The sequence below is a fragment of the Pseudomonas sp. GW821-FHT09C09 genome (assembly GCF_059418105.1).
Map to the genome: position 1 here is coordinate 164,805 of NZ_JBWKPF010000008.1, position 19,929 is coordinate 184,733.

At 60.9% G+C, this 19,929-nt stretch carries 21 protein-coding genes; 10 read left to right on the plus strand and 11 right to left on the minus strand.

Features of this window, described 5'->3' with window-relative positions; all coding sequences use genetic code 11:
* Positions 1–27: 27 nt before the first annotated feature.
* The 3 genes from hisG (at position 28) to hisC (ending at position 3,169) form a co-directional block, all read left to right on the plus strand.
* Positions 28–663 carry an ATP phosphoribosyltransferase gene (gene hisG / locus AC07NR_RS23730; protein ID WP_007953554.1) on the plus strand — a complete coding sequence of 212 codons (636 nt, stop codon included), beginning with the start codon at positions 28–30 and terminating at the stop codon, positions 661–663.
* Between the two features lie 125 nt (positions 664–788).
* Positions 789–2,114 (plus strand): histidinol dehydrogenase, encoded by a 1,326-nt coding sequence (hisD, locus tag AC07NR_RS23735; RefSeq protein ID WP_085711773.1) that lies wholly within the window; start codon positions 789–791, stop codon positions 2,112–2,114.
* 2 nt (positions 2,115–2,116) lie between these two features.
* Positions 2,117–3,169, plus strand: a complete 1,053-nt coding sequence (gene hisC, locus AC07NR_RS23740; RefSeq protein WP_495079591.1) for a histidinol-phosphate transaminase — start codon at positions 2,117–2,119, stop codon at positions 3,167–3,169.
* A gap of 61 nt (positions 3,170–3,230) precedes the next feature.
* Here hisC and AC07NR_RS23745 read toward each other — a convergent pair whose 3' ends face one another.
* Both AC07NR_RS23745 and algW read right to left on the minus strand, forming a co-directional pair.
* Positions 3,231–3,602 carry a hypothetical protein gene (locus AC07NR_RS23745; protein WP_248738302.1) on the minus strand — a complete coding sequence of 124 codons (372 nt, stop codon included), beginning with the start codon at positions 3,600–3,602 and terminating at the stop codon, positions 3,231–3,233.
* A 167-nt stretch (positions 3,603–3,769) separates the two neighbouring features.
* Positions 3,770–4,927 carry a Do family serine endopeptidase AlgW gene (gene algW / locus AC07NR_RS23750; protein ID WP_248738301.1) on the minus strand — a complete coding sequence of 386 codons (1,158 nt, stop codon included), beginning with the start codon at positions 4,925–4,927 and terminating at the stop codon, positions 3,770–3,772.
* Positions 4,928–5,030: 103 nt separating this feature from the next.
* Here algW and AC07NR_RS23755 point away from each other — a divergent pair, with 103 nt between their 5' ends.
* The 3 genes from AC07NR_RS23755 (at position 5,031) to cysN (ending at position 8,764) form a co-directional block, all read left to right on the plus strand.
* The gene (locus AC07NR_RS23755; RefSeq protein WP_495079592.1) at positions 5,031–5,789 is read left to right on the plus strand and encodes a Nif3-like dinuclear metal center hexameric protein; all 759 of its coding nucleotides are present in this window, start codon (positions 5,031–5,033) and stop codon (positions 5,787–5,789) included.
* A 149-nt stretch (positions 5,790–5,938) separates the two neighbouring features.
* Complete coding sequence (gene cysD, locus AC07NR_RS23760) at positions 5,939–6,856, plus strand: sulfate adenylyltransferase subunit CysD (RefSeq protein ID WP_007953546.1); 918 nt, start codon at positions 5,939–5,941, stop codon at positions 6,854–6,856.
* 9 nt (positions 6,857–6,865) lie between these two features.
* On the plus strand, positions 6,866–8,764 hold the full coding sequence (gene cysN / locus AC07NR_RS23765) for a sulfate adenylyltransferase subunit CysN (protein ID WP_085711769.1): 1,899 nt from the start codon (positions 6,866–6,868) through the stop codon (positions 8,762–8,764).
* A gap of 484 nt (positions 8,765–9,248) precedes the next feature.
* Here cysN and yihG read toward each other — a convergent pair whose 3' ends face one another.
* The 3 genes from yihG to AC07NR_RS23780 all read right to left on the minus strand — a co-directional run bounded on the left by yihG (position 9,249) and on the right by AC07NR_RS23780 (position 12,646).
* Positions 9,249–10,154 (minus strand): 1-acylglycerol-3-phosphate O-acyltransferase, YihG family, encoded by a 906-nt coding sequence (gene yihG / locus AC07NR_RS23770; RefSeq protein ID WP_495079593.1) that lies wholly within the window; start codon positions 10,152–10,154, stop codon positions 9,249–9,251.
* A 4-nt stretch (positions 10,155–10,158) separates the two neighbouring features.
* Complete coding sequence (pta, locus tag AC07NR_RS23775; RefSeq protein WP_114881436.1) at positions 10,159–12,258, minus strand: phosphate acetyltransferase; 2,100 nt, start codon at positions 12,256–12,258, stop codon at positions 10,159–10,161.
* A 61-nt stretch (positions 12,259–12,319) separates the two neighbouring features.
* A complete protein-coding gene (locus tag AC07NR_RS23780; protein WP_085711877.1) occupies positions 12,320–12,646 on the minus strand; it encodes a DUF3565 domain-containing protein in 327 nt (108 codons plus the stop codon).
* Here AC07NR_RS23780 and AC07NR_RS23785 point away from each other — a divergent pair.
* From AC07NR_RS23785 to AC07NR_RS23795, 3 genes are all read left to right on the plus strand, one after another.
* Positions 12,615–13,100: an FKBP-type peptidyl-prolyl cis-trans isomerase gene (locus tag AC07NR_RS23785; protein ID WP_085711766.1), complete on the plus strand. Its 486-nt coding sequence runs from the start codon at positions 12,615–12,617 to the stop codon at positions 13,098–13,100. The two genes, AC07NR_RS23780 and AC07NR_RS23785, sit on opposite strands and share 32 nt — an antisense overlap.
* A 122-nt stretch (positions 13,101–13,222) precedes the next feature.
* The gene (locus AC07NR_RS23790; protein WP_248738296.1) at positions 13,223–13,705 is read left to right on the plus strand and encodes a glutathione peroxidase; all 483 of its coding nucleotides are present in this window, start codon (positions 13,223–13,225) and stop codon (positions 13,703–13,705) included.
* Positions 13,706–13,862: 157 nt separating this feature from the next.
* Positions 13,863–14,966 (plus strand): NADH:flavin oxidoreductase, encoded by a 1,104-nt coding sequence (locus AC07NR_RS23795; protein ID WP_248738295.1) that lies wholly within the window; start codon positions 13,863–13,865, stop codon positions 14,964–14,966.
* Here the strand turns inward: AC07NR_RS23795 and AC07NR_RS23800 are convergent.
* Both AC07NR_RS23800 and cysZ read right to left on the minus strand, forming a co-directional pair.
* Complete coding sequence (locus AC07NR_RS23800; protein WP_495079594.1) at positions 14,935–16,155, minus strand: glycosyltransferase family 4 protein; 1,221 nt, start codon at positions 16,153–16,155, stop codon at positions 14,935–14,937. The two genes, AC07NR_RS23795 and AC07NR_RS23800, sit on opposite strands and share 32 nt — an antisense overlap.
* A 42-nt stretch (positions 16,156–16,197) precedes the next feature.
* A complete protein-coding gene (gene cysZ / locus AC07NR_RS23805) occupies positions 16,198–16,950 on the minus strand; it encodes a sulfate transporter CysZ (protein ID WP_114881439.1) in 753 nt (250 codons plus the stop codon).
* A 312-nt stretch (positions 16,951–17,262) separates the two neighbouring features.
* Here cysZ and trxB point away from each other — a divergent pair, with 312 nt between their 5' ends.
* The gene (gene trxB, locus AC07NR_RS23810) at positions 17,263–18,225 is read left to right on the plus strand and encodes a thioredoxin-disulfide reductase (protein ID WP_085711762.1); all 963 of its coding nucleotides are present in this window, start codon (positions 17,263–17,265) and stop codon (positions 18,223–18,225) included.
* 63 nt (positions 18,226–18,288) lie between these two features.
* Here the strand turns inward: trxB and AC07NR_RS23815 are convergent, their stop codons facing one another.
* The 4 genes from AC07NR_RS23815 to folE all read right to left on the minus strand — a co-directional run bounded on the left by AC07NR_RS23815 (position 18,289) and on the right by folE (position 19,917).
* A complete protein-coding gene (locus AC07NR_RS23815) occupies positions 18,289–18,627 on the minus strand; it encodes a HopJ type III effector protein (protein WP_495079595.1) in 339 nt (112 codons plus the stop codon).
* Positions 18,620–18,916 (minus strand): DUF1244 domain-containing protein, encoded by a 297-nt coding sequence (locus AC07NR_RS23820; RefSeq protein ID WP_085711760.1) that lies wholly within the window; start codon positions 18,914–18,916, stop codon positions 18,620–18,622. Before AC07NR_RS23820 ends, AC07NR_RS23815 begins: the two co-directional genes overlap by 8 nt.
* Before the next feature lie 68 nt (positions 18,917–18,984).
* Positions 18,985–19,356 (minus strand): dihydroneopterin triphosphate 2'-epimerase, encoded by a 372-nt coding sequence (gene folX / locus AC07NR_RS23825; protein ID WP_007957207.1) that lies wholly within the window; start codon positions 19,354–19,356, stop codon positions 18,985–18,987.
* Entirely contained in the window at positions 19,357–19,917 is a 561-nt protein-coding gene (folE, locus tag AC07NR_RS23830; protein ID WP_085711759.1) for a GTP cyclohydrolase I FolE, read from the minus strand.
* Positions 19,918–19,929: the final 12 nt, after the last annotated feature.

Sequence of the window (19,929 nt, forward strand, 5' to 3'; positions counted from 1 at the left end):
GTACCTTGATAAGGACTGACGTTTCCCATGTTGACCATCGCACTGTCCAAGGGCCGCATCCTTGACGACACCCTGCCGCTTCTCGCCGAAGCGGGCATCGTGCCGACCGAGAATCCGGACAAAAGCCGCAAGCTGATCATCCCCACGACCCAGGAAGACGTACGCCTGCTGATCGTGCGCGCCACCGATGTGCCGACCTATGTCGAGCATGGCGCGGCCGACCTCGGCGTTGCCGGTAAAGACGTGCTGATGGAATACACGGGTCAAGGCCTGTACGAGCCGCTGGACCTGCAGATTGCCCAGTGCAAGCTGATGACCGCCGGCAAGGTCGGCGCCGTCGAGCCCAAAGGCCGTCTGCGCGTCGCCACCAAATTCGTCAACGTTGCCAAGCGCTACTACGCCGAGCAGGGCCGTCAGGTCGACATCATCAAGCTTTACGGCTCGATGGAACTGGCGCCACTGATCGGTCTGGCCGACAAGATCATCGACGTGGTCGACACCGGCAACACCCTGCGTGCCAACGGTCTTGAACCCCAGGAACTGATCGCCACGATCAGCTCGCGTCTGGTGGTCAATAAAGCTTCGATGAAAATGCAACACGCCCGAATCCAGGCGTTGATCGACACACTGCGCAAGGCAGTGGAGTCTCGACACCGCGGCTGATGTACCTGCGCGACGTTAAGTCGCGCCCGTCTATCCGCCTCATAGCCAGAATCTCAGGTGCCCAAGCGGAAACGACTGCTAAGTTAGGGCGCCTGAGTTTTTGCCATTCCTATGAGGCTCTCGCTATGACCGCACCGACTGCAATTCGCCGACTCAACGCTGCTGACCCGGATTTCGCGCATCATCTGGATCATCTGCTGAGCTGGGAAAGTGTGTCTGACGACTCGGTCAATCAGCGGGTGCTGGATATCATCAAGGCAGTGCGCGAGCGCGGTGACGCGGCGCTGGTCGAATTCACCCAGAAGTTCGACGGCCTCGAAGTCGCCTCGATGGCAGACCTGATCCTGCCGCGCGAGCGTCTGGAACTGGCCCTGACCCGTATCACCGTGGCGCAACGCGAAGCGCTGGAAAAAGCTGCCGCCCGCGTTCGCAGCTACCACGAAAAACAGAAGCAGGACTCCTGGAGCTACACCGAAGCCGACGGCACGGTGCTGGGCCAGAAAGTCACGCCGCTGGACCGCGCCGGTCTGTATGTGCCGGGCGGCAAGGCGTCGTACCCGTCGTCGGTCTTGATGAACGCGATTCCGGCCAAGGTCGCCGGTGTCACCGAAGTGGTGATGGTGGTGCCGACCCCGCGTGGCGAGGTCAACGAACTGGTACTGGCGGCGGCGTGCATCGCCGGTGTCGACCGGGTGTTCACCATCGGTGGCGCCCAGGCCGTTGCTGCGTTGGCTTATGGCACTGAAAGCGTGCCGCAAGTAGACAAGGTCGTCGGCCCGGGAAACATCTATGTGGCGACTGCCAAGCGTCACGTATTCGGTCAGGTCGGCATCGACATGATCGCCGGCCCGTCGGAAATCCTTGTGGTGTGCGACGGCCAGACCGATCCGGACTGGATCGCCATGGACCTGTTCTCCCAGGCCGAGCACGACGAAGACGCCCAGGCCATTCTGGTCAGCCCGGACGCCGAATTTCTCGACAAGGTGGCCGCGAGCATCGACAAACTGCTGCCGACCATGGATCGCGCAACCATCATCGAAACCTCGATCAACGGCCGTGGTGCCCTGATTCACGTGCGCGACATGGCCCAGGCCATCGAAGTCGCCAACCGCATCGCGCCGGAGCACCTTGAACTGTCGGTCGCCGATCCGCAGGCCTGGTTGCCGCAGATTCGTCACGCCGGTGCGATCTTCATGGGCCGGCACACTTCCGAGGCGCTGGGCGACTACTGCGCAGGTCCTAACCACGTGCTGCCGACGTCCGGCACTGCGCGTTTCTCCTCGCCGCTGGGGGTGTACGACTTCCAGAAACGTTCGTCGATCATCTTCTGCTCCGAGGCCGGTGCTTCGGAACTGGGCAAGACCGCCTCGATCCTGGCCCGTGGCGAATCCCTGAGCGCCCACGCTCGCAGCGCCGAATACCGCATCAAAGACGAAGTGAAGGGGAACTGAACATGAGTAAATTCTGGAGCCCGTTCGTCAAGGATCTGGTGCCTTACGTGCCGGGCGAGCAGCCGAAGCTGACCCGTCTGGTCAAACTCAACACCAACGAAAACCCGTACGGCCCGTCGCCAAAAGCCCTGGCGGCGATGCAGAGCGAACTCAACGACAATCTGCGTCTGTACCCGGACCCGAACAGCGATCTGCTGAAAAACGCCGTTGCTAACTACTACGGCGTGCAGAGCAATCAGGTGTTCCTCGGCAACGGTTCGGACGAAGTGCTGGCGCACATCTTCCACGGTCTGCTGCAACACGATCAGCCGCTGCTGTTCCCGGACATCAGCTACAGCTTCTATCCGGTCTACTGCGGCCTGTACGGCATCAAGTTCGACGCGGTGCCGCTGGATGCGCAGTTCCGGATCAACCCGGCGGACTACGCCAAACCGAACGGCGGGATCATCTTCCCCAACCCGAACGCGCCGACCGGTTGCCTGCTGGCACTGGAAGCGGTCGAGCAGATCCTCAAGGCCAGCCCGAATTCGGTGGTGGTGGTCGACGAGGCCTACATCGACTTCGGCGGCGAGACCGCGATCAGTCTGGTGGACCGTTATCCGAACCTGCTGGTGACCCAGACCTTGTCCAAGTCCCGTTCGCTGGCAGGCCTGCGGGTCGGTCTGGCGGTCGGCCATCCGGACCTGATCGAGGCGCTGGAGCGGGTCAAGAACAGCTTCAACTCCTACCCGATCGATCGCATGGCCAATGTCGGCGCGGCGGCGGCGTTCGAGGATCGCGAATACTTCGACAAGACCTGTGCACTGGTCATCGAGAGTCGCGAATGGGTGGTTGCCCAGTTGCAGGCCAAAGGCTTTGAAGTGTTGCCATCGGCGGCCAACTTCATCTTCGCCCGGCATCCGCAACACGATGCGGCGGGGCTGGCGGCGAAACTGCGTGAGCAGGGAGTGATCGTGCGCCACTTCAAGCAGGAGCGGATTGCCCAGTTCTTGCGGATCTCGATCGGTACGCCGGAGCAGAATCAGGCGTTGATCGATGGCCTTGGAGACTTGTAACAAATGAAGCGATTGCCCCCGATTCTGAACCTTTCAGAAGCGGGGGCTTTTTTTTGGGCGCTTAAACGGCATTGACGTCGAACTCGCCTTCGACCTTGATCCTGTCTGAAGTTGTAAAACTGTAGGTTCCTTTCGCTGTTGTCAGCGGATCATCCACAGTCAGTTCCATCTCCCCACTTTGGGCAACGTATGACACGTCGTTGATAGATGTGCGCGCATCACCGTTGCCAAACGTTACTTTATGAGTACCGGCTGCGAGTTTTGGGTAGTTGAGCATTATGATGTCGGTGCCGTTCGCACCCACAAGGATACCGCCGCCACTACCCGTCGGGACAGCGTTGGTCAAAACCGCATCAAAACCTTCGCCGTTGCTGAGCCGAACACTGAACGAGCCGCTGTCTTTCGCGTTTTCGAGTGCTGTGGAAACATCCATTTTGCTGATCCCTGTGTTGATAAATGAAAGTGTGCAACAACAGGGATCAGGCTATGGGTAATGCGAAAGCCGTACTACTGACAGAAATGACAGGTATCAATACCGTTTTTGCGGTGAACTCGCTTTGAAACCAGTCAAAAGGAAATTAGAGCGCGGTTTGTAACGTCCTATTCTTCTTTTTCCTGTATCGGCGCCGGTGGCGGACGCAGACCGATCTCGGCGGTCAGCTTCAGCTCCTTGCCATTGCGCATCACCTGAATCGTGACCTTGTCGGTCGGCTTGATCCGAGCCACCTGGTTCATCGACTTGCGGCCATCGCCGGCCGGTTCGCCGTCGATGCTGAGGATCACGTCGCCCAGTTGCAGGCCGGCCTTCTGTGCCGGGCCGTCGCGGAAAATTCCCGCCACCACGATCCCCGGACGCCCGGACAGGCCAAATGATTCCGCCAGTTCCTGAGTCAGCGGCTGAACCTCGATCCCCAGCCAGCCACGAATCACCTGACCGTGCTCGATGATCGATTTCATCACTTCCATTGCCAGCTTCACCGGGATCGCGAAGCCGATGCCCTGGGAGCCGCCGGACTTGGAGAAGATCGCGGTGTTGATGCCGGTGAGGTTGCCGTTGGCATCCACCAGTGCGCCGCCGGAGTTGCCCGGGTTGATAGCCGCGTCGGTCTGGATGAAGTCTTCGTAGTTGTTCAGGCCCAGCTGGTTACGGCCGGTGGCGCTGATGATGCCCATGGTCACGGTCTGGCCGACCCCGAACGGGTTGCCGATGGCCAGTGCGACGTCGCCGATGCGGATGTTGTCGGAGCGACCGACGGTGATCGCCGGCAGGTTCTTCAGGTCGATCTTCAGCACCGCCAGGTCAGTTTCCGGGTCACTGCCGATCACCCGGGCCAGGGTTTCACGACCGTCCTTTAGCGCCACGACGATCTGGTCGGCGCCGGTGGTGACGTGGTTGTTGGTCAGGATGTAGCCTTCCGGGCTCATGATCACGCCGGAGCCGAGGCTCGATTCCATGCGCTTCTGTTTCGGCGAGTTGTCACCGAAGAAGCGGCGGAACTGCGGATCCTCGAACAGCGGATGCGCCGGTTTGTTGATGACTTTGGTGGTGTAAAGGTTGACCACCGACGGCGCGGCAATCACCACCGCATCGGCGTAGGACACCGGCCCCTGTTGCACGCTGGTGGTCTGCGGAGCCTGTTGCAGGTTGACGTCGAGGCTCGGAAGCCCGACCCACTGCGGGTAACGCTGAATAATCAACAGAGCGATAAGCACACCGGCCAACAGCGGCCAGCCGAAAAAACGCAGCGCCTTGAGCATTAAGCACGTCCTGGAAAAGTTGCAGGCGGGGTCAGACCGCCCATAATGTCGCGCATTATACGAGGCCGCGCGTGCCTCTGAACGGGATTTTCAGGAGTCTTTCATGGCCGTTGCCCTCAGTACCCTGGTCGAAGAAGCCGACCGCTACCTCGGCAGTGCGAAAATTGCCGATTATTGCCCCAACGGCCTGCAGGTCGAGGGCCGTCCGCAGGTGATGCGCATCGTCAGCGGTGTCACCGCCAGCCAGGCATTGCTCGATGCCGCCGTCGAAGCCGAGGCCGATCTGGTGCTGGTACATCACGGTTACTTCTGGAAGGGCGAGAACCCGTGCATCACCGGCATGAAGCAACGCCGCTTGAAGACCCTGCTCAAGCACGACGTCAGTCTGCTGGCCTATCACCTGCCGCTGGATCTGCACCCGGACGTCGGCAACAACGTGCAACTGGCCCGTCAGCTCGACATCACTGTCGAAGGGCCGCTGGACCCGGATAACCTGAAGATCGTCGGGCTGGTCGGTTCGCTGGACGAGCCGGTGACCGCCCGCGACTTCGCCCGTCGCGTGCAGGAACGCATGGGCCGAGAGCCGCTGCTGATCGAGGGCAGTGCGATGATCCGTCGGGTCGGCTGGTGCACCGGCGGCGGTCAGGGCTACATCGACAATGCCATCACCGCCGGCGTCGATCTGTTCATCAGCGGCGAGGCGTCCGAACAGACTTTCCACAGTGCCCGGGAAAACGACATCAGCTTCATCGCCGCCGGTCACCACGCCACCGAACGCTACGGCGTGCAGGCGCTGGGCGATTATCTGGCGAAGCGATTCGCGCTCGAACACATCTTCATCGATTGCCCGAATCCGATCTGACTTTCCCCTGAAAGCACCCGAACGGGCGGGCATATTCATATGCTCTTTCGTTCTAGTCCGCGCCCTGATTAGAAGAAGGGCGCTGTGCTAGGATTCCCCGCTCGAACACGGCCCGCTGGCCGTTCATAAGAAAGCTTTCGTGAGTAGCCATGGTCGACAAACTGACGCATCTGAAACAGCTGGAGGCGGAAAGCATCCACATCATCCGCGAGGTGGCCGCCGAGTTCGACAACCCGGTGATGCTGTACTCCATCGGTAAAGACTCCGCCGTGATGCTGCATCTGGCACGCAAGGCGTTCTTCCCGGGCAAACTGCCGTTTCCGGTGATGCACGTCGACACCCGCTGGAAATTCCAGGAGATGTACAAGTTCCGCGACAAGATGGTCGAAGAGCTGGGCCTGGACCTGATCACCCACGTCAACCCGGATGGCGTTGCGCAGGGCATCAACCCGTTTACCCACGGCAGCGCCAAACACACTGACATCATGAAGACCGAGGGCCTGAAGCAGGCACTCGACAAGCATGGTTTCGACGCCGCGTTCGGCGGTGCCCGTCGCGATGAAGAGAAGTCCCGCGCCAAGGAGCGCGTCTACTCGTTCCGCGACAGCAAGCACCGCTGGGATCCGAAGAACCAGCGTCCGGAGCTGTGGAACGTCTACAACGGCAAGGTCAACAAGGGCGAATCCATCCGTGTGTTCCCGTTGTCGAACTGGACCGAGTTGGACATCTGGCAGTACATCTACCTCGAAGGCATCCCGATCGTGCCGCTGTACTTCGCTGCCGAACGCGAAGTGATCGAGAAGAACGGCACGCTGATCATGATCGACGACGAGCGCATCCTCGAGCACCTGTCCGACGAGGACAAGGCGCGCATCGTCAAAAAGAAAGTGCGTTTCCGTACCCTTGGCTGCTACCCGTTGACGGGCGCGGTGGAGTCCGAGGCCGAAAGCCTGACGGACATCATTCAGGAAATGCTCCTGACGCGAACTTCCGAGCGCCAGGGCCGCGTCATCGACCACGATGGCGCAGGCTCGATGGAAGACAAGAAACGTCAAGGCTATTTCTAAGGGGCTGTCATGTCGCACGCATCTGATTTGATCAGCGAGGACATCCTCGCCTACCTGGGCCAGCACGAACGTAAAGAGCTGCTGCGCTTTTTGACCTGCGGTAACGTCGATGACGGCAAGAGCACCCTGATCGGGCGCCTGCTGCACGACTCGAAGATGATCTACGAAGATCACCTCGAAGCCATCACCCGCGATTCGAAGAAAGTCGGCACCACCGGTGACGACATCGACCTGGCATTGCTGGTCGACGGCCTGCAGGCCGAGCGTGAGCAGGGCATCACCATCGATGTCGCCTACCGCTATTTCTCCACCGCCAAGCGCAAATTCATCATCGCCGACACCCCCGGCCATGAGCAGTACACCCGCAACATGGCCACCGGTGCCTCCACCTGTGACCTGGCGATCATCCTGGTCGACGCCCGTTACGGCGTGCAGACCCAGACCCGTCGCCACAGCTTCATCGCCTCCCTGCTGGGCATCAAGCACATCGTCGTCGCCATCAACAAGATGGACCTGAAGGGCTTCGATCAGGGCGTGTTCGAGTCGATCAAGGCCGACTACCTGAAGTTCGCCGAAGGCTTGAAGATGAAGCCGACCAGCATGCACTTCGTGCCGATGTCTGCCCTGAAAGGCGACAACGTGGTGAACAAATCCGAGCGCTCGCCGTGGTACACCGGCCAGTCGCTGATGGAAATCCTCGAGACCGTGGAAGTGGCGGGCGACCGCAACTTCACCGATCTGCGTTTCCCGGTGCAGTACGTCAACCGTCCGAACCTGAACTTCCGCGGATTCGCCGGCACCCTGGCCAGCGGCATCGTCAAGAAAGGCGACGAAGTCGTGGTCCTGCCGTCGGGCAAGAGCAGCCGCGTGAAATCCATCGTCACCTTCGAAGGTGAGCTGGAGCATGCCGGCCCGGGTCAGGCGGTGACGCTGACCATGGAAGACGAGATCGACATCTCCCGTGGTGACCTGCTGGTACACGCCGACAATGTTCCGCCGGTGACCGACAGTTTCGAAGCGATGCTGGTGTGGATGGCTGAAGAGCCGATGCTGCCGGGCAAGAAATACGACATCAAACGCGCCACCAGTTACGTGCCGGGCTCCATCGCCAGCATCGTCAACAAGGTCGACGTCAACACTCTCGAAGAAGGCCCGGCGAGCGCGTTGCAGCTCAACGAAATCGGCAAGGTGAAGATCGCGCTCGATGCGCCGATCGCCCTCGACGGTTACGACAGCAACCGCACCACCGGCGCGTTCATCGTCATCGACCGTTTGACCAACGGCACCGTCGGCGCCGGCATGATCGTCGCCCAGCCGCTGGCTCATGGCACTGCCACCCATCACGGCAAACTGGCCCATGTAGCGACTACCGAGCGCGCTCAGCGTTTCGGTCAGCAACCGGCCACCGTGCTGTTCAGCGGCCTGTCCGGCGCTGGCAAGAGCACGCTGGCGTACGCGGTCGAGCGCAAGCTGTTCGACATGGGACGTGCGGTGTTTGTACTCGATGGCCAGAACCTGCGTCACGACCTCAATAAAGGTCTGCCGCAGGATCGCGCCGGTCGCACCGAGAACTGGCGTCGTGCCGCGCATGTGGCGCGTCAGTTCAACGAAGCGGGTCTGCTGACGCTTGCTGCGTTTGTGGCGCCGAGTGCTGAAGGTCGTGAACAAGCGAAAGATCTGATCGGCAAAGAGCGTCTGCTGACGGTTTATGTCCAGGCTTCGCCGACTGTTTGCGCCGAGCGTGATCCGCAAGGGTTGTACGCTGCGGGTGGCGATAATATTCCGGGTGAGTCGTTCCCGTATGACGTGCCGCTGGATGCTGATCTGGTGATCGATACCCAGTCGTTGTCGCTGGAAGAAGGCGTCAAGCAAGTGCTGGATCTTCTGCGCAAGCGTGGTGCGATTTAAGCGTTAGCTGCCAATAAAAAGCCCGTCGATGAGTGATCATCGGCGGGCTTTTTTTTGGGTTGTTTGGGGTGAATATCCGTTTCTTCGGGTGTTGCGGCTGGCGGTTTCGCCCTTACGGCGAGTCACTTTGGCAAACGCCCCAAAGTAACCAAAGGTCTGGGCCCCGGCGTTCGGCACCTCGCTTTGGCTCGGTGTTCCTTCGTTACGGGATTCATCCGGGGGCATCGCCTACGGTTTGCTTCGCTGCACCTCCTCTCGATGTGTTTGGCTTCGCCAAACGGCGCTACGCGCCCACCCCCGGATGAATCCCTCCACTCAGCCTGCCGAAGGGGCCGGTACGTCAAAAGCGGTACTCGAGCTAACGCTCATTGTGTTGAGTGGTGGGAAGCGAGAGGCGAACTGCTTTTGCTTTCCCGTGGGAGTCAGCCTGCTGGCGATGGCGGCCTGACGGCCAGCCTGTTCTGTCGGGGCTCCCTCAGGGTAATCAGCGTTGGTTCGGATACTCGCGATGCATCTGCTCCAGCAGCGCATCCTTGTCCTGCCACAGCTGGTTGATCCAGCCTTGAAACTGCAGGCGGTATTCGCCGTCCTGGTCGTAGTTCTTGCCGATGAACTGCGGCGGGATTTTCAGTTCTTCAAAATGCACCACCACGTCTCGCACGTTACCGCACAGCAGGTCCCAGAAGCCGGGACGTCCGCCTGGATAGTGGATGGTCACGTTGACGATTGATTCCAGCTGTTCGCCCATTGCATCCAGCACGAATGCGATGCCGCCGGCCTTGGGTTTGAGCAGGTATTTGAACGGTGATTGCTGCTGCGCGTGCTTGCCTTCGGTGAAGCGTGTGCCTTCGACGAAGTTGAAGATGCCCACCGGGTTGTCGCGGAATTTCGCGCAGGTCTTGCGGGTGGTTTCCAGGTCCTTGCCTTTCTTTTCCGGGTGTTTTTCCAGATAGGCTTTCGAATAGCGCTTCATGAACGGAAAGCCCAGCGTCCACCACGCCAGACCGATCACCGGCACCCAGATCAGTTCCTGTTTGAGGAAGAACTTCAGCGGCTGGATGCGCCGGTTGAGTACGTATTGCAGTACCAGAATGTCGACCCAGCTCTGGTGGTTGCTGGTGATCAGGTACGAGTGCTGATAGTCCAGACCTTGCAGGCCGCTGAGGTGCCAGCGGGTACGACGTACCAGGTTCATCCAGCCTTTGTTGTTGCTGATCCAGGCTTCGTGGGTGTGGCTCATCAGCCAGCGCGAGGCGCGGCGTGCGAGGTCGAACGGCAGCACTTTGATCAGTGCGACCAGAAACAGGAACGAGCACAGCAGGATCGTGTTCAGCGCCAACAGCAGCGCGGCGATCACGCCGCGCAGGGGCGCAGGGAGAAAAGCCAGCATCGGGTCAGATATCCAGAGGTCGGTTGGCAGCCTGAATCGCAGTCAGGGCGATGGTGTAGACGATGTCGTCGACCTGCGCGCCGCGCGGCAGATCGTTCACCGGTTTGCGCAGGCCTTGCAGCATCGGGCCGAGGCTCACGCAGTCGGCGCTGCGCTGCACGGCTTTGTGAGTGGTGTTGCCGGTGTTCAGGTCGGGGAACACGAATACCGTGGCGCGGCCGGCCACCTGGCTGTTCGGCGCCAGTTGCCGGGCCACGGTTTCGTTGGCGGCGGCGTCGTACTGCAACGGCCCGTCGATCAGCAGCGAGTGCTGTTGTTCGTGGGCGAGCAGGGTGGCTTCGCGAACTTTCTCGACTTCCTCGCCGGTGGCGGATTCACCGCTGGAGTAGCTGATCATCGCCACGCGCGGAGTGATGCCGAACGCGGCGGCCGAGTCGGCGCTTTGCAGGGCGATCTCTGCCAGTTCGCTAGCGCTCGGGTGCGGGTTCATGACGCAGTCGCCGTAGACCAGCACCTCTTCGGGGAACAGCATGAAGAACACCGACGACACCAGCGTGCAGCCTGGCGCTGTCTTGATCAATTGCAGGGCCGGGCGGATGGTGTTGGCGGTGGTGTTGATGACACCGGAAACCAGTCCGTCGACCTCATCCAGCGCCAGCATCATGGTGCCGATCACAACGGTGTCTTCCAGTTGCTGCTCGGCCATCGGCGCGTTGAGGCTTTTGCTCTTGCGCAGGGCGACCATCGGTTCGACGTAGCGCTCGCGGATCAGATCCGGATCGAGGATTTCCAGCCCCGGCGGCAACACGATGCCCTGGGCCCGGGCGACGGCTTCGACGTCCGCCGGTTTGGCCAGCAACACGCAACGGGCAATGCCGCGTTCCTGACAGATCGCCGCCGCTTGCACGGTGAACGGTTCGCTGCCTTCAGGCAGGACGATGCGCTTGTTGGCGGCCTGGGCGCGTTGAATCAATTGATAGCGGAACACCGCTGGAGACAGGCGCATTTCTCGCGGCGTACCACAGCGCTGATGCAGCCACTTGGCATCCAGATGACTGGCGACGAAGTCGGTGATGATCTCCGCGCGTTCGCGGTCATCGACGGGGATTTCCTTGTTCAGGCCGTTGAGCAGGTTGGCGGTGTCGTAGGAGCCGGTGCTCACCGACAACACCGGCAAGCCAGCCTGCAATGCCCCACGGCACAGGTCCATGATGCGCGGATCCGGCAGGGTGTCGCTGGTCAGCAGCAGGCCGGCCAGCGGTACGCCGTTGATCGCGGCGAGGCTGACGGCGAGGATGATGTCGTCGCGATCGCCGGGGGTTACCACCAGCACGCCGGGCTTGAGCAGGTCCACGGTGTTGCGCATGGTGCGCGCACAAATGATGGTCCTGGTCATGCGCCGGGTTTCGTAGTCGCCGGCGTTGAGCACCTGGGCGCCCATCAGGTCGGCGACGTCGCGGGTGCGCGGGGCGTTGAGTTCCGGCTGGAACGGAATGCAGCCGAGCAGACGGAAATCACCGCTGCGCAGCAAGGGCGAATGTTCTTTCAGGCGCGCGGCGAAGGCATCCATGCTCTCGTCGGTCTTGACCTTGTTGAGGATCACGCCGAGGACTTTCGGGTCTTTCGGGCCGCCGAACAGTTGCGCCTGCAACTCGACGCGGCCGGACAGTTCGGTGAGCACTTCGTTTTCCGGCGCCGAGACCAGAATCACCTCGGCGTCCAGGCTCTTGGCCAGGTGCAGGTTGACCCGCGCGGCATAGCTGGCGCTGCGGGTCGGCACCATGCCTTCGACGACCAGCACGTCCTTGCCGACGGCAGCCTGCTGGTAGAGCGCGATGATTTCTTCGAGCAATTCATCGAGCTGACCGTCGCCGAGCATCCGCTCGACGTGAGCCAGACCCAGCGGCTGCGGCGGTTTCAGGCCGTGGGTGCGGGCCACCAGTTCGGTGGAGCGCTCAGGGCCGGTGTCACCCGGATGCGGCTGGGCAATCGGTTTGAAGAAGCCGACTTTCAGTCCGGCCCGTTCCAGCGTCCGCACCAGCCCGAGGCTGATGGAGGTCAGACCCACACCAAAATCGGTGGGCGCGATAAAAAAAGTTTGCATGCGGATTCTCTAAGGGTGCATGGCAAGGGCGTGGGCCTATGGCTGGCCTTCCACCGGTTTTTCAGGCGTCAAGGTTAGCGCTAACCGCGCCTTGAGCGCACCAACCGCAAGCAAAGGGTTGGCCTATTTTTTCAATACGTTGCGTTGCGTCCAGCACCCATGCCCGCGACTGCCACGGCGGCTGGTGACGCAGGTGCTGGGTGTGGCCGCAGGAAAGCTCGGCCACCCAGTGACCGTCCTCGTCCTGATGGAAGCCTGTGATCGTCGAATCCCGTTTGTCAGGGTTGTGTTCGCTTTCGAGCGATTGCTTCGCTAAACTTGGCCTTTCTATATTCTTATGCAAAAGGTCTCGCCCCATGCTGATCGCCGCCAATAAGGCTGTCTCCATCGACTATACCCTGACCAACGACGCTGGTGAGGTCATCGACAGCTCCGCCGGCGGCGCTCCGCTGGTTTACCTGCATGGCGCAGGCAACATCATCCCGGGTCTGGAAAAAGCCCTGGAAGGCAAGGAAGTCGGCAACGAGCTGGAAGTTTCCGTCGAGCCGGAAGATGCCTACGGCGAGTACTCGGCCGAACTGGTCAGCACCCTGAGCCGCAGCATGTTCGAAGGTGTCGACGAGCTGGAAGTCGGCATGCAGTTCCACGCTTCGGCGCCGGACGGCCAGATGCAGATCGTCACCATCCGTGATCTGGACGGCGACGACGTGACCGTCGACGGCAACCACCCGCTGGCCGGTCAGCGCCTGAACTTCAAAGTGAAGGTCGTTGCCATCCGTGACGCCAGCCAGGAAGAAGTCGCTCATGGTCACGTCCATGGCGAAGGTGGCCATCACCACTGATTTTCTGCGCTAAGCTCAGAGAACTGGAGAGGCGCCCGAGGGCGCCTTTTTAGTCCGCGGCTGTCCTTGGTCGTCTCGCCAAGTGGCTGTTTCGAGTAGAACACGGGAATCTGGAGTTCGTCATGAGTGCTTTTCACGACCTTAAGTTGACAGCCCTGAATGGTCAGGAGCTACCACTGGCACCCTTCAAGGGCCAAGTCGTGCTGGTGGTCAACGTCGCCTCCAAATGCGGCTTGACCCCACAGTACGCGGCGCTGGAAAACCTCTATCAGCAATACAAGGGCAAAGGCTTCAGCGTGCTGGGCCTGCCGTGCAACCAGTTTGCCGGCCAGGAACCGGGCAGCGAGCAGGAGATCCAGGAATTCTGCAGCCTCAACTATGGCGTGAGTTTTCCGTTGTCGAAGAAGCTCGAAGTCAACGGCCACGATCGCCATCAGCTCTACCGTCTGCTGGCGGGCGAGGGTGCCGAATTTCCCGGCGACATCACCTGGAATTTCGAGAAATTCCTGCTCGGCAAGGACGGTCGTGTACTGGCCCGCTTCTCGCCGCGCACGGCGCCGGATGATCCTTCGGTGATCACGGCGATTGAAAAAGCCCTGAGCTGAAACGCGAAAATCGCAGCCATCGAGCTGCGATTTTTTTTGCCTGCCTTTTGACCCTTAATCATTCAGATCAATAGTGCTATGACACTGTTGGAACTCCGCATATTATCGCCGTCATATGAATTCAATGCCCGTCGATCAATTTTTCGTGGAGCCTCCCATGCCTGTTCAAGCCTTGTTCAAACCGTTCCAGCTCGGTGCCCTCGAACTGCCGACCCGCGTGGTCATGGCGCCGATGACCCGTTCGTTCTCTCCGGGCGGCGTACCCAATTCCAAAGTGATCGAGTACTACCGTCGTCGTGCGGCGGCCGGTGTCGGCCTGATCATCACCGAGGGCACCACCGTCGGCCACCTGGCCTCCAACGGTTACCCGAATGTGCCGCAGTTCTTCGGCGAAGCGGCACTGGCCGGCTGGAAAAAAGTCGTCGACGCGGTGCACGCCGAAGGCGGCAAGATTGTTCCGCAACTGTGGCACGTCGGCAGCGTTCGCCGCATCGGCACCGAGCCGGATGCCAGCGTGCCGGGGTATGGCCCGACCGAGAAACTCAAGGACGGTCAGGTCGTGGTGCACGGCATGACCAAGCAGGATATCCAAGACGTGATCGCGGCCTTCGCCCAGGCCGCCAAAGATGCCCAGAGCATCGGCATGGACGGCGTGGAAATCCACGGCGCCCACGGTTACCTGATCGACCAGTTCTTCTGGGAAGGCAGCAACCAGCGCACCGACGAATACGGCGGCAGCCTGGCCAACCGTTCGCGATTCGCCATCGAGCTGATCCAGGCCGTGCGTGCTGCAGTGGGCGAGGGTTTCCCGATCATCTTCCGCTTCTCGCAGTGGAAACAGCAGGACTACACCGCCCGTCTGGTGCAAACCCCGGAGGCGCTGGGCGAGTTCCTCAAGCCGTTGTCCGACGCTGGCGTGGATATTTTCCACTGCTCGACGCGCCGTTTCTGGGAGCCGGAATTCGACGGTTCCGAACTGAACCTGGCGGGCTGGACCCGCAAGTTGACCGGCAAACCGACCATCACCGTCGGCAGCGTCGGCCTCGATGGCGAGTTCCTGCAATTCATGGTCAACACCGACAAGGTGGCGCAACCGGCCAGTCTGGAAAAGCTGCTGGAGCGTCTGAACAATGACGAGTTCGATCTGGTGGCGGTAGGTCGTGCGCTGCTGGTGGATCCGGACTGGGCGCAGAAAGTGCGCGAAGGCCGCGAGCAGGACATTTTGCCGTTCAGCCGTGAGGCGTTGATGACGCTGGTTTGATCGACGTGGGGGGCTTGTCGCGCAGGTCGCGGCAAGCTCCCTGCAAATGGTGTTCAAACTGCTCGATGATCGCCGCCCAGCCTTGACGACTGGCATGTTGGCGGGCGTTCAATCTGACGCAGCGCAAGGTTTCATCCTCTTCCAGCAGCCACTGCGCTGCATCGCAAAACGCCTCTTCATCCCCCGGCATTGCCAGCACGCCGTTGTAGCCGTGGCGAATATGCTGCGCAGCCGCTGCCTGATCGTAGGCCACCACGCCAAGACCTGACGCCAGTGCTTCCAGCACGACGTTACCGAAGGTCTCGGTCATGCTCGGAAACAGGAACAGATCGCCGGACGCGTAGTGCGCCGCCAATGCTTCGCCACGTTGCGAGCCGCAGAAAATCGCCTCGGGCAATTCCTTTTCCAGTGCCACCCGTTGCGGCCCGTCACCGACGATGATCAGTTTCAGATTGCGCTGTGGATAAGCACTGGCGAGCTTTTCGAAGCAGCGCTTGAGCAGGCCAAGGTTCTTCTCGGGCGCCAGGCGTCCTACGTGAATCACGGCGATGTCCTGCTCGCTCAATCCCCATTGTTCACGCAAGGCGTTAAGGCGTTTGGTCGGGTGGAACAACTGACTGTCGACGCCTCGGGACAGCAGCGCCAGACGATCGAAATGCCGCCGTTCCAGTTCCAGGCGCTGGCTGACGCTCGGCACCAGGGTCAGTGCCGAACGATTGTGGAACCAGCGCAGATAATGAGTCAGCAAACGCGTCAGCAGACCGAGACCGTACTGGTTGGTGTACTGCTGGAAATTGGTGTGGAAGCCGCTGACCACGGCGATGCCGAGGCGACGTGCCGCGCGCAGTGCCGACAACCCGAGCGGACCTTCGGTGGCGATGTACAGTACGTCGGGGCGCTGGCGTGTCCAGCGGCGCAACAATTTGTGCATCGACGACTGACCCCACTGCAACCCCGGATAACCCGGCAGCGGCCAGCCCCGGCACAACAGCAGCGCATCGTCCTCAGTGCGCTGCGGATCGTCACCCTGACGCGGCCGCACCAGTTCCACCCGATGCCCGCGCGCGCGCAAGCCGTCGCACAAGCGGCCAAGGGTATTGGCCACGCCGTTGATTTCCGGTGGGAAGGTTTCGCTGATCAGGGTGATGTGTAGAGCTGTCGTCATGGCCTCAGTGTCGGCTGAGGCCATGTCGTGCTTGTGACGTTCGGATGATGGATTTGTGACGTGCGCTCAGCGTTGTGTCACAAGATTTTCGGCCCCGCGCTCACGCACCCAGAACAACGTAGCGCCAGCCACGGCCGCCGGCATCATCAGGATGTTCACCACCGGGATCAGCAGCGCCAGGTAAACGATCCCGCCGAAGCTCATGCTCTGCCAGCGTTTCTGGCGCAGCCAGGCGAGCATCTCGTTCCAGCCCAGTTTGTGGTTGTCTGCCGGGTAGTCGATGTACTGGATCGCCATCATCCACACACCGAACAGCAGCCACAGCGGCGCGGCGATAATGTTCACCATCGGGATGAACGACAGGATGAACAGGCCGATGGCCCGGGGCAGGAAGTAGCCCAGTTTGCGCATTTCCCGGGCCAGGGTGCGCGGGATCATCGCAATCAGTTCGCCCCAGCTGAAGGCCGGGAAATCGTCGGTGCCACGCACCACGACTTCGACTTTCTCCGCGAGAAAGCCGTTGAACGGCGCGGCGATCACGTTGGCGAGCATGGTGAAAGTGAAGAACACCATCAACGCCACCAGCACCACGAACAGCGGCCACAGGATGTAGCTCAGAAAGCTCAGCCAGTCCGGGAGCGACGGCATCAGGGAATCGACCCACAGGCTGAACTGGTGGCCGGCGAAATAGATCAATCCGACGAACAGCACCAGGTTGATCGCCAGCGGCAGCAGCACGAACAGACGCAGGCCAGGACTGAGGACCAGTTTCAGGCCTTCGCGCAGGTATTGCGGGCCGGAGAGAACAGGGGCGGGCATAGGGTGCTCCGAGCAAGGGAAAACGCGCCGACCTTACCGGCTTTGCATAAGCTGTGAAAGCGCGGCAGCGGGATCGACATTCACTGTAACAAAGACGTCCATCTCGTCAGTGTGTCGGCATAGAGACCACCTATGAGCTGGATTGTTAAACCGTATTTCCTTAATCTTGCCCCCCTCGATACGCTGCACCCAACTTTTTACAGGACTGTCGAGCTCACGCCTTCCCCAAGGTTATCCACAGTCCTTTTTTATTCTCGCCGGCAGTCCGGCGTCCGCGCCTGATGTATCGGCCGGTCAACAGGAGACAGGTTCATGTCTGAAGTCCGTCATTCGCGAGTGATCATTCTCGGTTCCGGCCCTGCCGGTTACAGCGCTGCTGTCTACGCTGCCCGTGCCAACCTCAAGCCGCTGCTGATCACCGGCATGCAGGCCGGCGGTCAACTGACCACCACCACCGAAGTCGACAACTGGCCGGGCGACGTCCACGGCCTGACCGGTCCGGTGCTGATGGAACGCATGCGCGAGCACGCCGAGCGTTTTGAAACCGAGATCGTCTTCGATCACATCAACGCCGTGGACTTCGCTTCCAAACCGTACAGCCTGACCGGCGACAGCGGCACCTACACCTGCGACGCCCTGATCATCGCCACCGGTGCCAGCGCTCGTTACCTGGGCCTGCCGTCGGAAGAAGCGTTCATGGGCAAAGGCGTTTCGGCCTGCGCGACCTGCGACGGTTTCTTCTATCGCAACAAACCGGTGGCCGTGGTCGGTGGCGGCAACACCGCTGTCGAAGAAGCCCTGTACCTGGCCAACATCGCCAGCAAGGTCACCCTGATCCACCGTCGCGAAACCTTCCGCGCCGAGAAGATCCTGATCGACAAGCTCAACGCCCGTGTGGCCGAAGGCAAGATCGAGCTGAAACTGAACGCGACCCTGGACGAAGTACTGGGCGACAACATGGGCGTGACCGGTGCGCGTCTGAAGAACAACGACGGCAGCTTCGACGAAATCAAGGTCGACGGCGTGTTCATCGCGATCGGCCACACCCCGAACACCTCGCTGTTCGAAGGTCAGCTGGAGCTGAAGGACGGCTACCTGGTGGTTCAGGGCGGCCGTGAAGGCAACGCCACTGCGACCAGCGTCGAAGGCATCTTCGCTGCCGGTGACGTGGCCGACCACGTTTACCGTCAGGCCATCACCTCGGCCGGCGCCGGCTGCATGGCGGCACTGGACACCGAGCGTTACCTGGACGATCTGCAGAACGCTTCGTTCTAAGATCGCAGACATAAAAAAACCGGCCAATTGGCCGGTTTTTTTGTACCTGCGATTCGCTCGGAATCAGCGGCGGGTCAGCGGCTGCGCTTCGAACTTCACACCGGCCAGACCGTGCTGGATCAGCGCACGGATATTGCCGTGATCGCTGCCTTCAGGCGTTGCCACAACCGAACGGTAATGTTCGCCGAACGCCAGCAGCGCTTCTTCATCGCTCAAGCCTTCCAGCAGCGCCAGACCCAAAGTCTTGCACGAACCTTCGTTCTGCCCGGCTGCGTTTTCCACGCCGCCATTGTTGAACGCCTGAGGCTGGTAGTCGTAACCGGCGGCGATGAACGCCAGGGTGTCGGCAAAAACGTGTTCGCCGCTCTTGAGGCTGGCGCGCAGGGTGTTCAGATCACTCATTGGGTTTTCCTTTGGCGAACGCCGCTTGTTGTTCGGCGCTGGCCTCTTGCTGATATTGGGCTTTCCACTCGGCGTACGGCATGCCGTAAACCACTTCCCGGGCGTCGTCGAGGCTGACCTCGATCTGGCGCTCGTCGGCGGCGGCCTTGTACCACTTGGACAGGCAGTTGCGGCAGAACCCGGAGAGGTTCATCAGGTCGATGTTCTGCACATCCTTGCGGCTGTCCAGGTGGGCGACCAGCCGGCGGAAGGCGGCGGCTTCGAGTTCGAGGCGTTGTTGCTCGGTCATGATGGGCTCTGTGCAGTCAAATCGTGGCGCGGATGATAAAAGTCTGACGCCCGGAGCGCCAGACGCACTCAGCGGCTGGCGGCGAGGGTGATCGACACCGACTCGGCAAAACGCAACGCGTGCGGCTTGTCGACTTCGACCTCGGCGTACAGCACCGATTCGTTGGCCATCACCAGATCCAGCAATTCCTGGGTCAGGCGCTCGAGCAGCGCGAAGCGGTTGCCCTCCACATGGGCGATGATCGCCTTGGTGATGGTGCGGTAGTTCAGCGCGTGGTCGATGTCGTTGTCACGCACCGCTTCCTGCGCGGCGTACAGGATGGTCAGGTTGATCAGCACATCCTGCTTGTTGAGGATCTCGTCCTCGTTGATCCCGATAAAGGTGCGCAGGCGCAGATCCTTGACCCGGATGCGCGCCATTCCCGGTTGAAGTTGTGGCATTTACTTACTCCGTCCAATCAATTGCAGGAACTCCTGGCGGGTGTTGCTCGACTCGCGGAAGGCGCCAAGCATGACCGAGGTGTTCATGGTCGAATTCTGTTTCTCGACACCGCGCATCATCATGCACATGTGCCGGGCTTCGATGACCACCGCGACACCGGCGGCATCGGTGACTTGCTGGACCGCCTCGGCGATCTGCCGGGTGAGGTTTTCCTGGATCTGCAGGCGGCGGGCGAACATGTCCACCAGCCGTGCGATCTTCGACAGTCCCAGTACCTTGCCTGTCGGAATATAAGCCACATGGGCCTTGCCGATGAAGGGCAGCAGGTGATGTTCGCACAACGAATACAGCTCGATGTCGGCGACGATGATCATCTCGTCGCTGTCGGAAGCGAACAGCGCACCATTGACGATCTCGTCGACGCTCTGTTCATAGCCGTGACACAAATACTGCATGGCCTTGGCCGCGCGCACCGGTGTGTCGAGCAAGCCTTCACGGTCGGGATCTTCACCGAGGCCGATGAGGATCTCGCGGTAGTTTTCGGGCAGGGAACGGGTCATGGAGCATCCTCG

Bases quoted from the DNA above. Each gene is read 5' to 3' on its own strand.
- hisG (WP_007953554.1), top strand. From the start codon at position 28: ATGTTGACCATCGCACTGTCCAAGGGCCGCATCCTTGACGACACCCTG.
- hisD (WP_085711773.1), top strand. From the start codon at position 789: ATGACCGCACCGACTGCAATTCGCCGACTCAACGCTGCTGACCCGGAT.
- hisC (WP_495079591.1), top strand. From the start codon at position 2,117: ATGAGTAAATTCTGGAGCCCGTTCGTCAAGGATCTGGTGCCTTACGTG.
- AC07NR_RS23745 (WP_248738302.1), bottom strand. From the start codon at position 3,602: ATGGATGTTTCCACAGCACTCGAAAACGCGAAAGACAGCGGCTCGTTC.
- algW (WP_248738301.1), bottom strand. From the start codon at position 4,927: ATGCTCAAGGCGCTGCGTTTTTTCGGCTGGCCGCTGTTGGCCGGTGTG.
- AC07NR_RS23755 (WP_495079592.1), top strand. From the start codon at position 5,031: ATGGCCGTTGCCCTCAGTACCCTGGTCGAAGAAGCCGACCGCTACCTC.
- cysD (WP_007953546.1), top strand. From the start codon at position 5,939: ATGGTCGACAAACTGACGCATCTGAAACAGCTGGAGGCGGAAAGCATC.
- cysN (WP_085711769.1), top strand. From the start codon at position 6,866: ATGTCGCACGCATCTGATTTGATCAGCGAGGACATCCTCGCCTACCTG.
- yihG (WP_495079593.1), bottom strand. From the start codon at position 10,154: ATGCTGGCTTTTCTCCCTGCGCCCCTGCGCGGCGTGATCGCCGCGCTG.
- pta (WP_114881436.1), bottom strand. From the start codon at position 12,258: ATGCAAACTTTTTTTATCGCGCCCACCGATTTTGGTGTGGGTCTGACC.
- AC07NR_RS23785 (WP_085711766.1), top strand. From the start codon at position 12,615: ATGCTGATCGCCGCCAATAAGGCTGTCTCCATCGACTATACCCTGACC.
- AC07NR_RS23780 (WP_085711877.1), bottom strand. From the start codon at position 12,646: ATGGAGACAGCCTTATTGGCGGCGATCAGCATGGGGCGAGACCTTTTG.
- AC07NR_RS23790 (WP_248738296.1), top strand. From the start codon at position 13,223: ATGAGTGCTTTTCACGACCTTAAGTTGACAGCCCTGAATGGTCAGGAG.
- AC07NR_RS23795 (WP_248738295.1), top strand. From the start codon at position 13,863: ATGCCTGTTCAAGCCTTGTTCAAACCGTTCCAGCTCGGTGCCCTCGAA.
- AC07NR_RS23800 (WP_495079594.1), bottom strand. From the start codon at position 16,155: ATGGCCTCAGCCGACACTGAGGCCATGACGACAGCTCTACACATCACC.
- cysZ (WP_114881439.1), bottom strand. From the start codon at position 16,950: ATGCCCGCCCCTGTTCTCTCCGGCCCGCAATACCTGCGCGAAGGCCTG.
- trxB (WP_085711762.1), top strand. From the start codon at position 17,263: ATGTCTGAAGTCCGTCATTCGCGAGTGATCATTCTCGGTTCCGGCCCT.
- AC07NR_RS23815 (WP_495079595.1), bottom strand. From the start codon at position 18,627: ATGAGTGATCTGAACACCCTGCGCGCCAGCCTCAAGAGCGGCGAACAC.
- AC07NR_RS23820 (WP_085711760.1), bottom strand. From the start codon at position 18,916: ATGACCGAGCAACAACGCCTCGAACTCGAAGCCGCCGCCTTCCGCCGG.
- folX (WP_007957207.1), bottom strand. From the start codon at position 19,356: ATGCCACAACTTCAACCGGGAATGGCGCGCATCCGGGTCAAGGATCTG.
- folE (WP_085711759.1), bottom strand. From the start codon at position 19,917: ATGACCCGTTCCCTGCCCGAAAACTACCGCGAGATCCTCATCGGCCTC.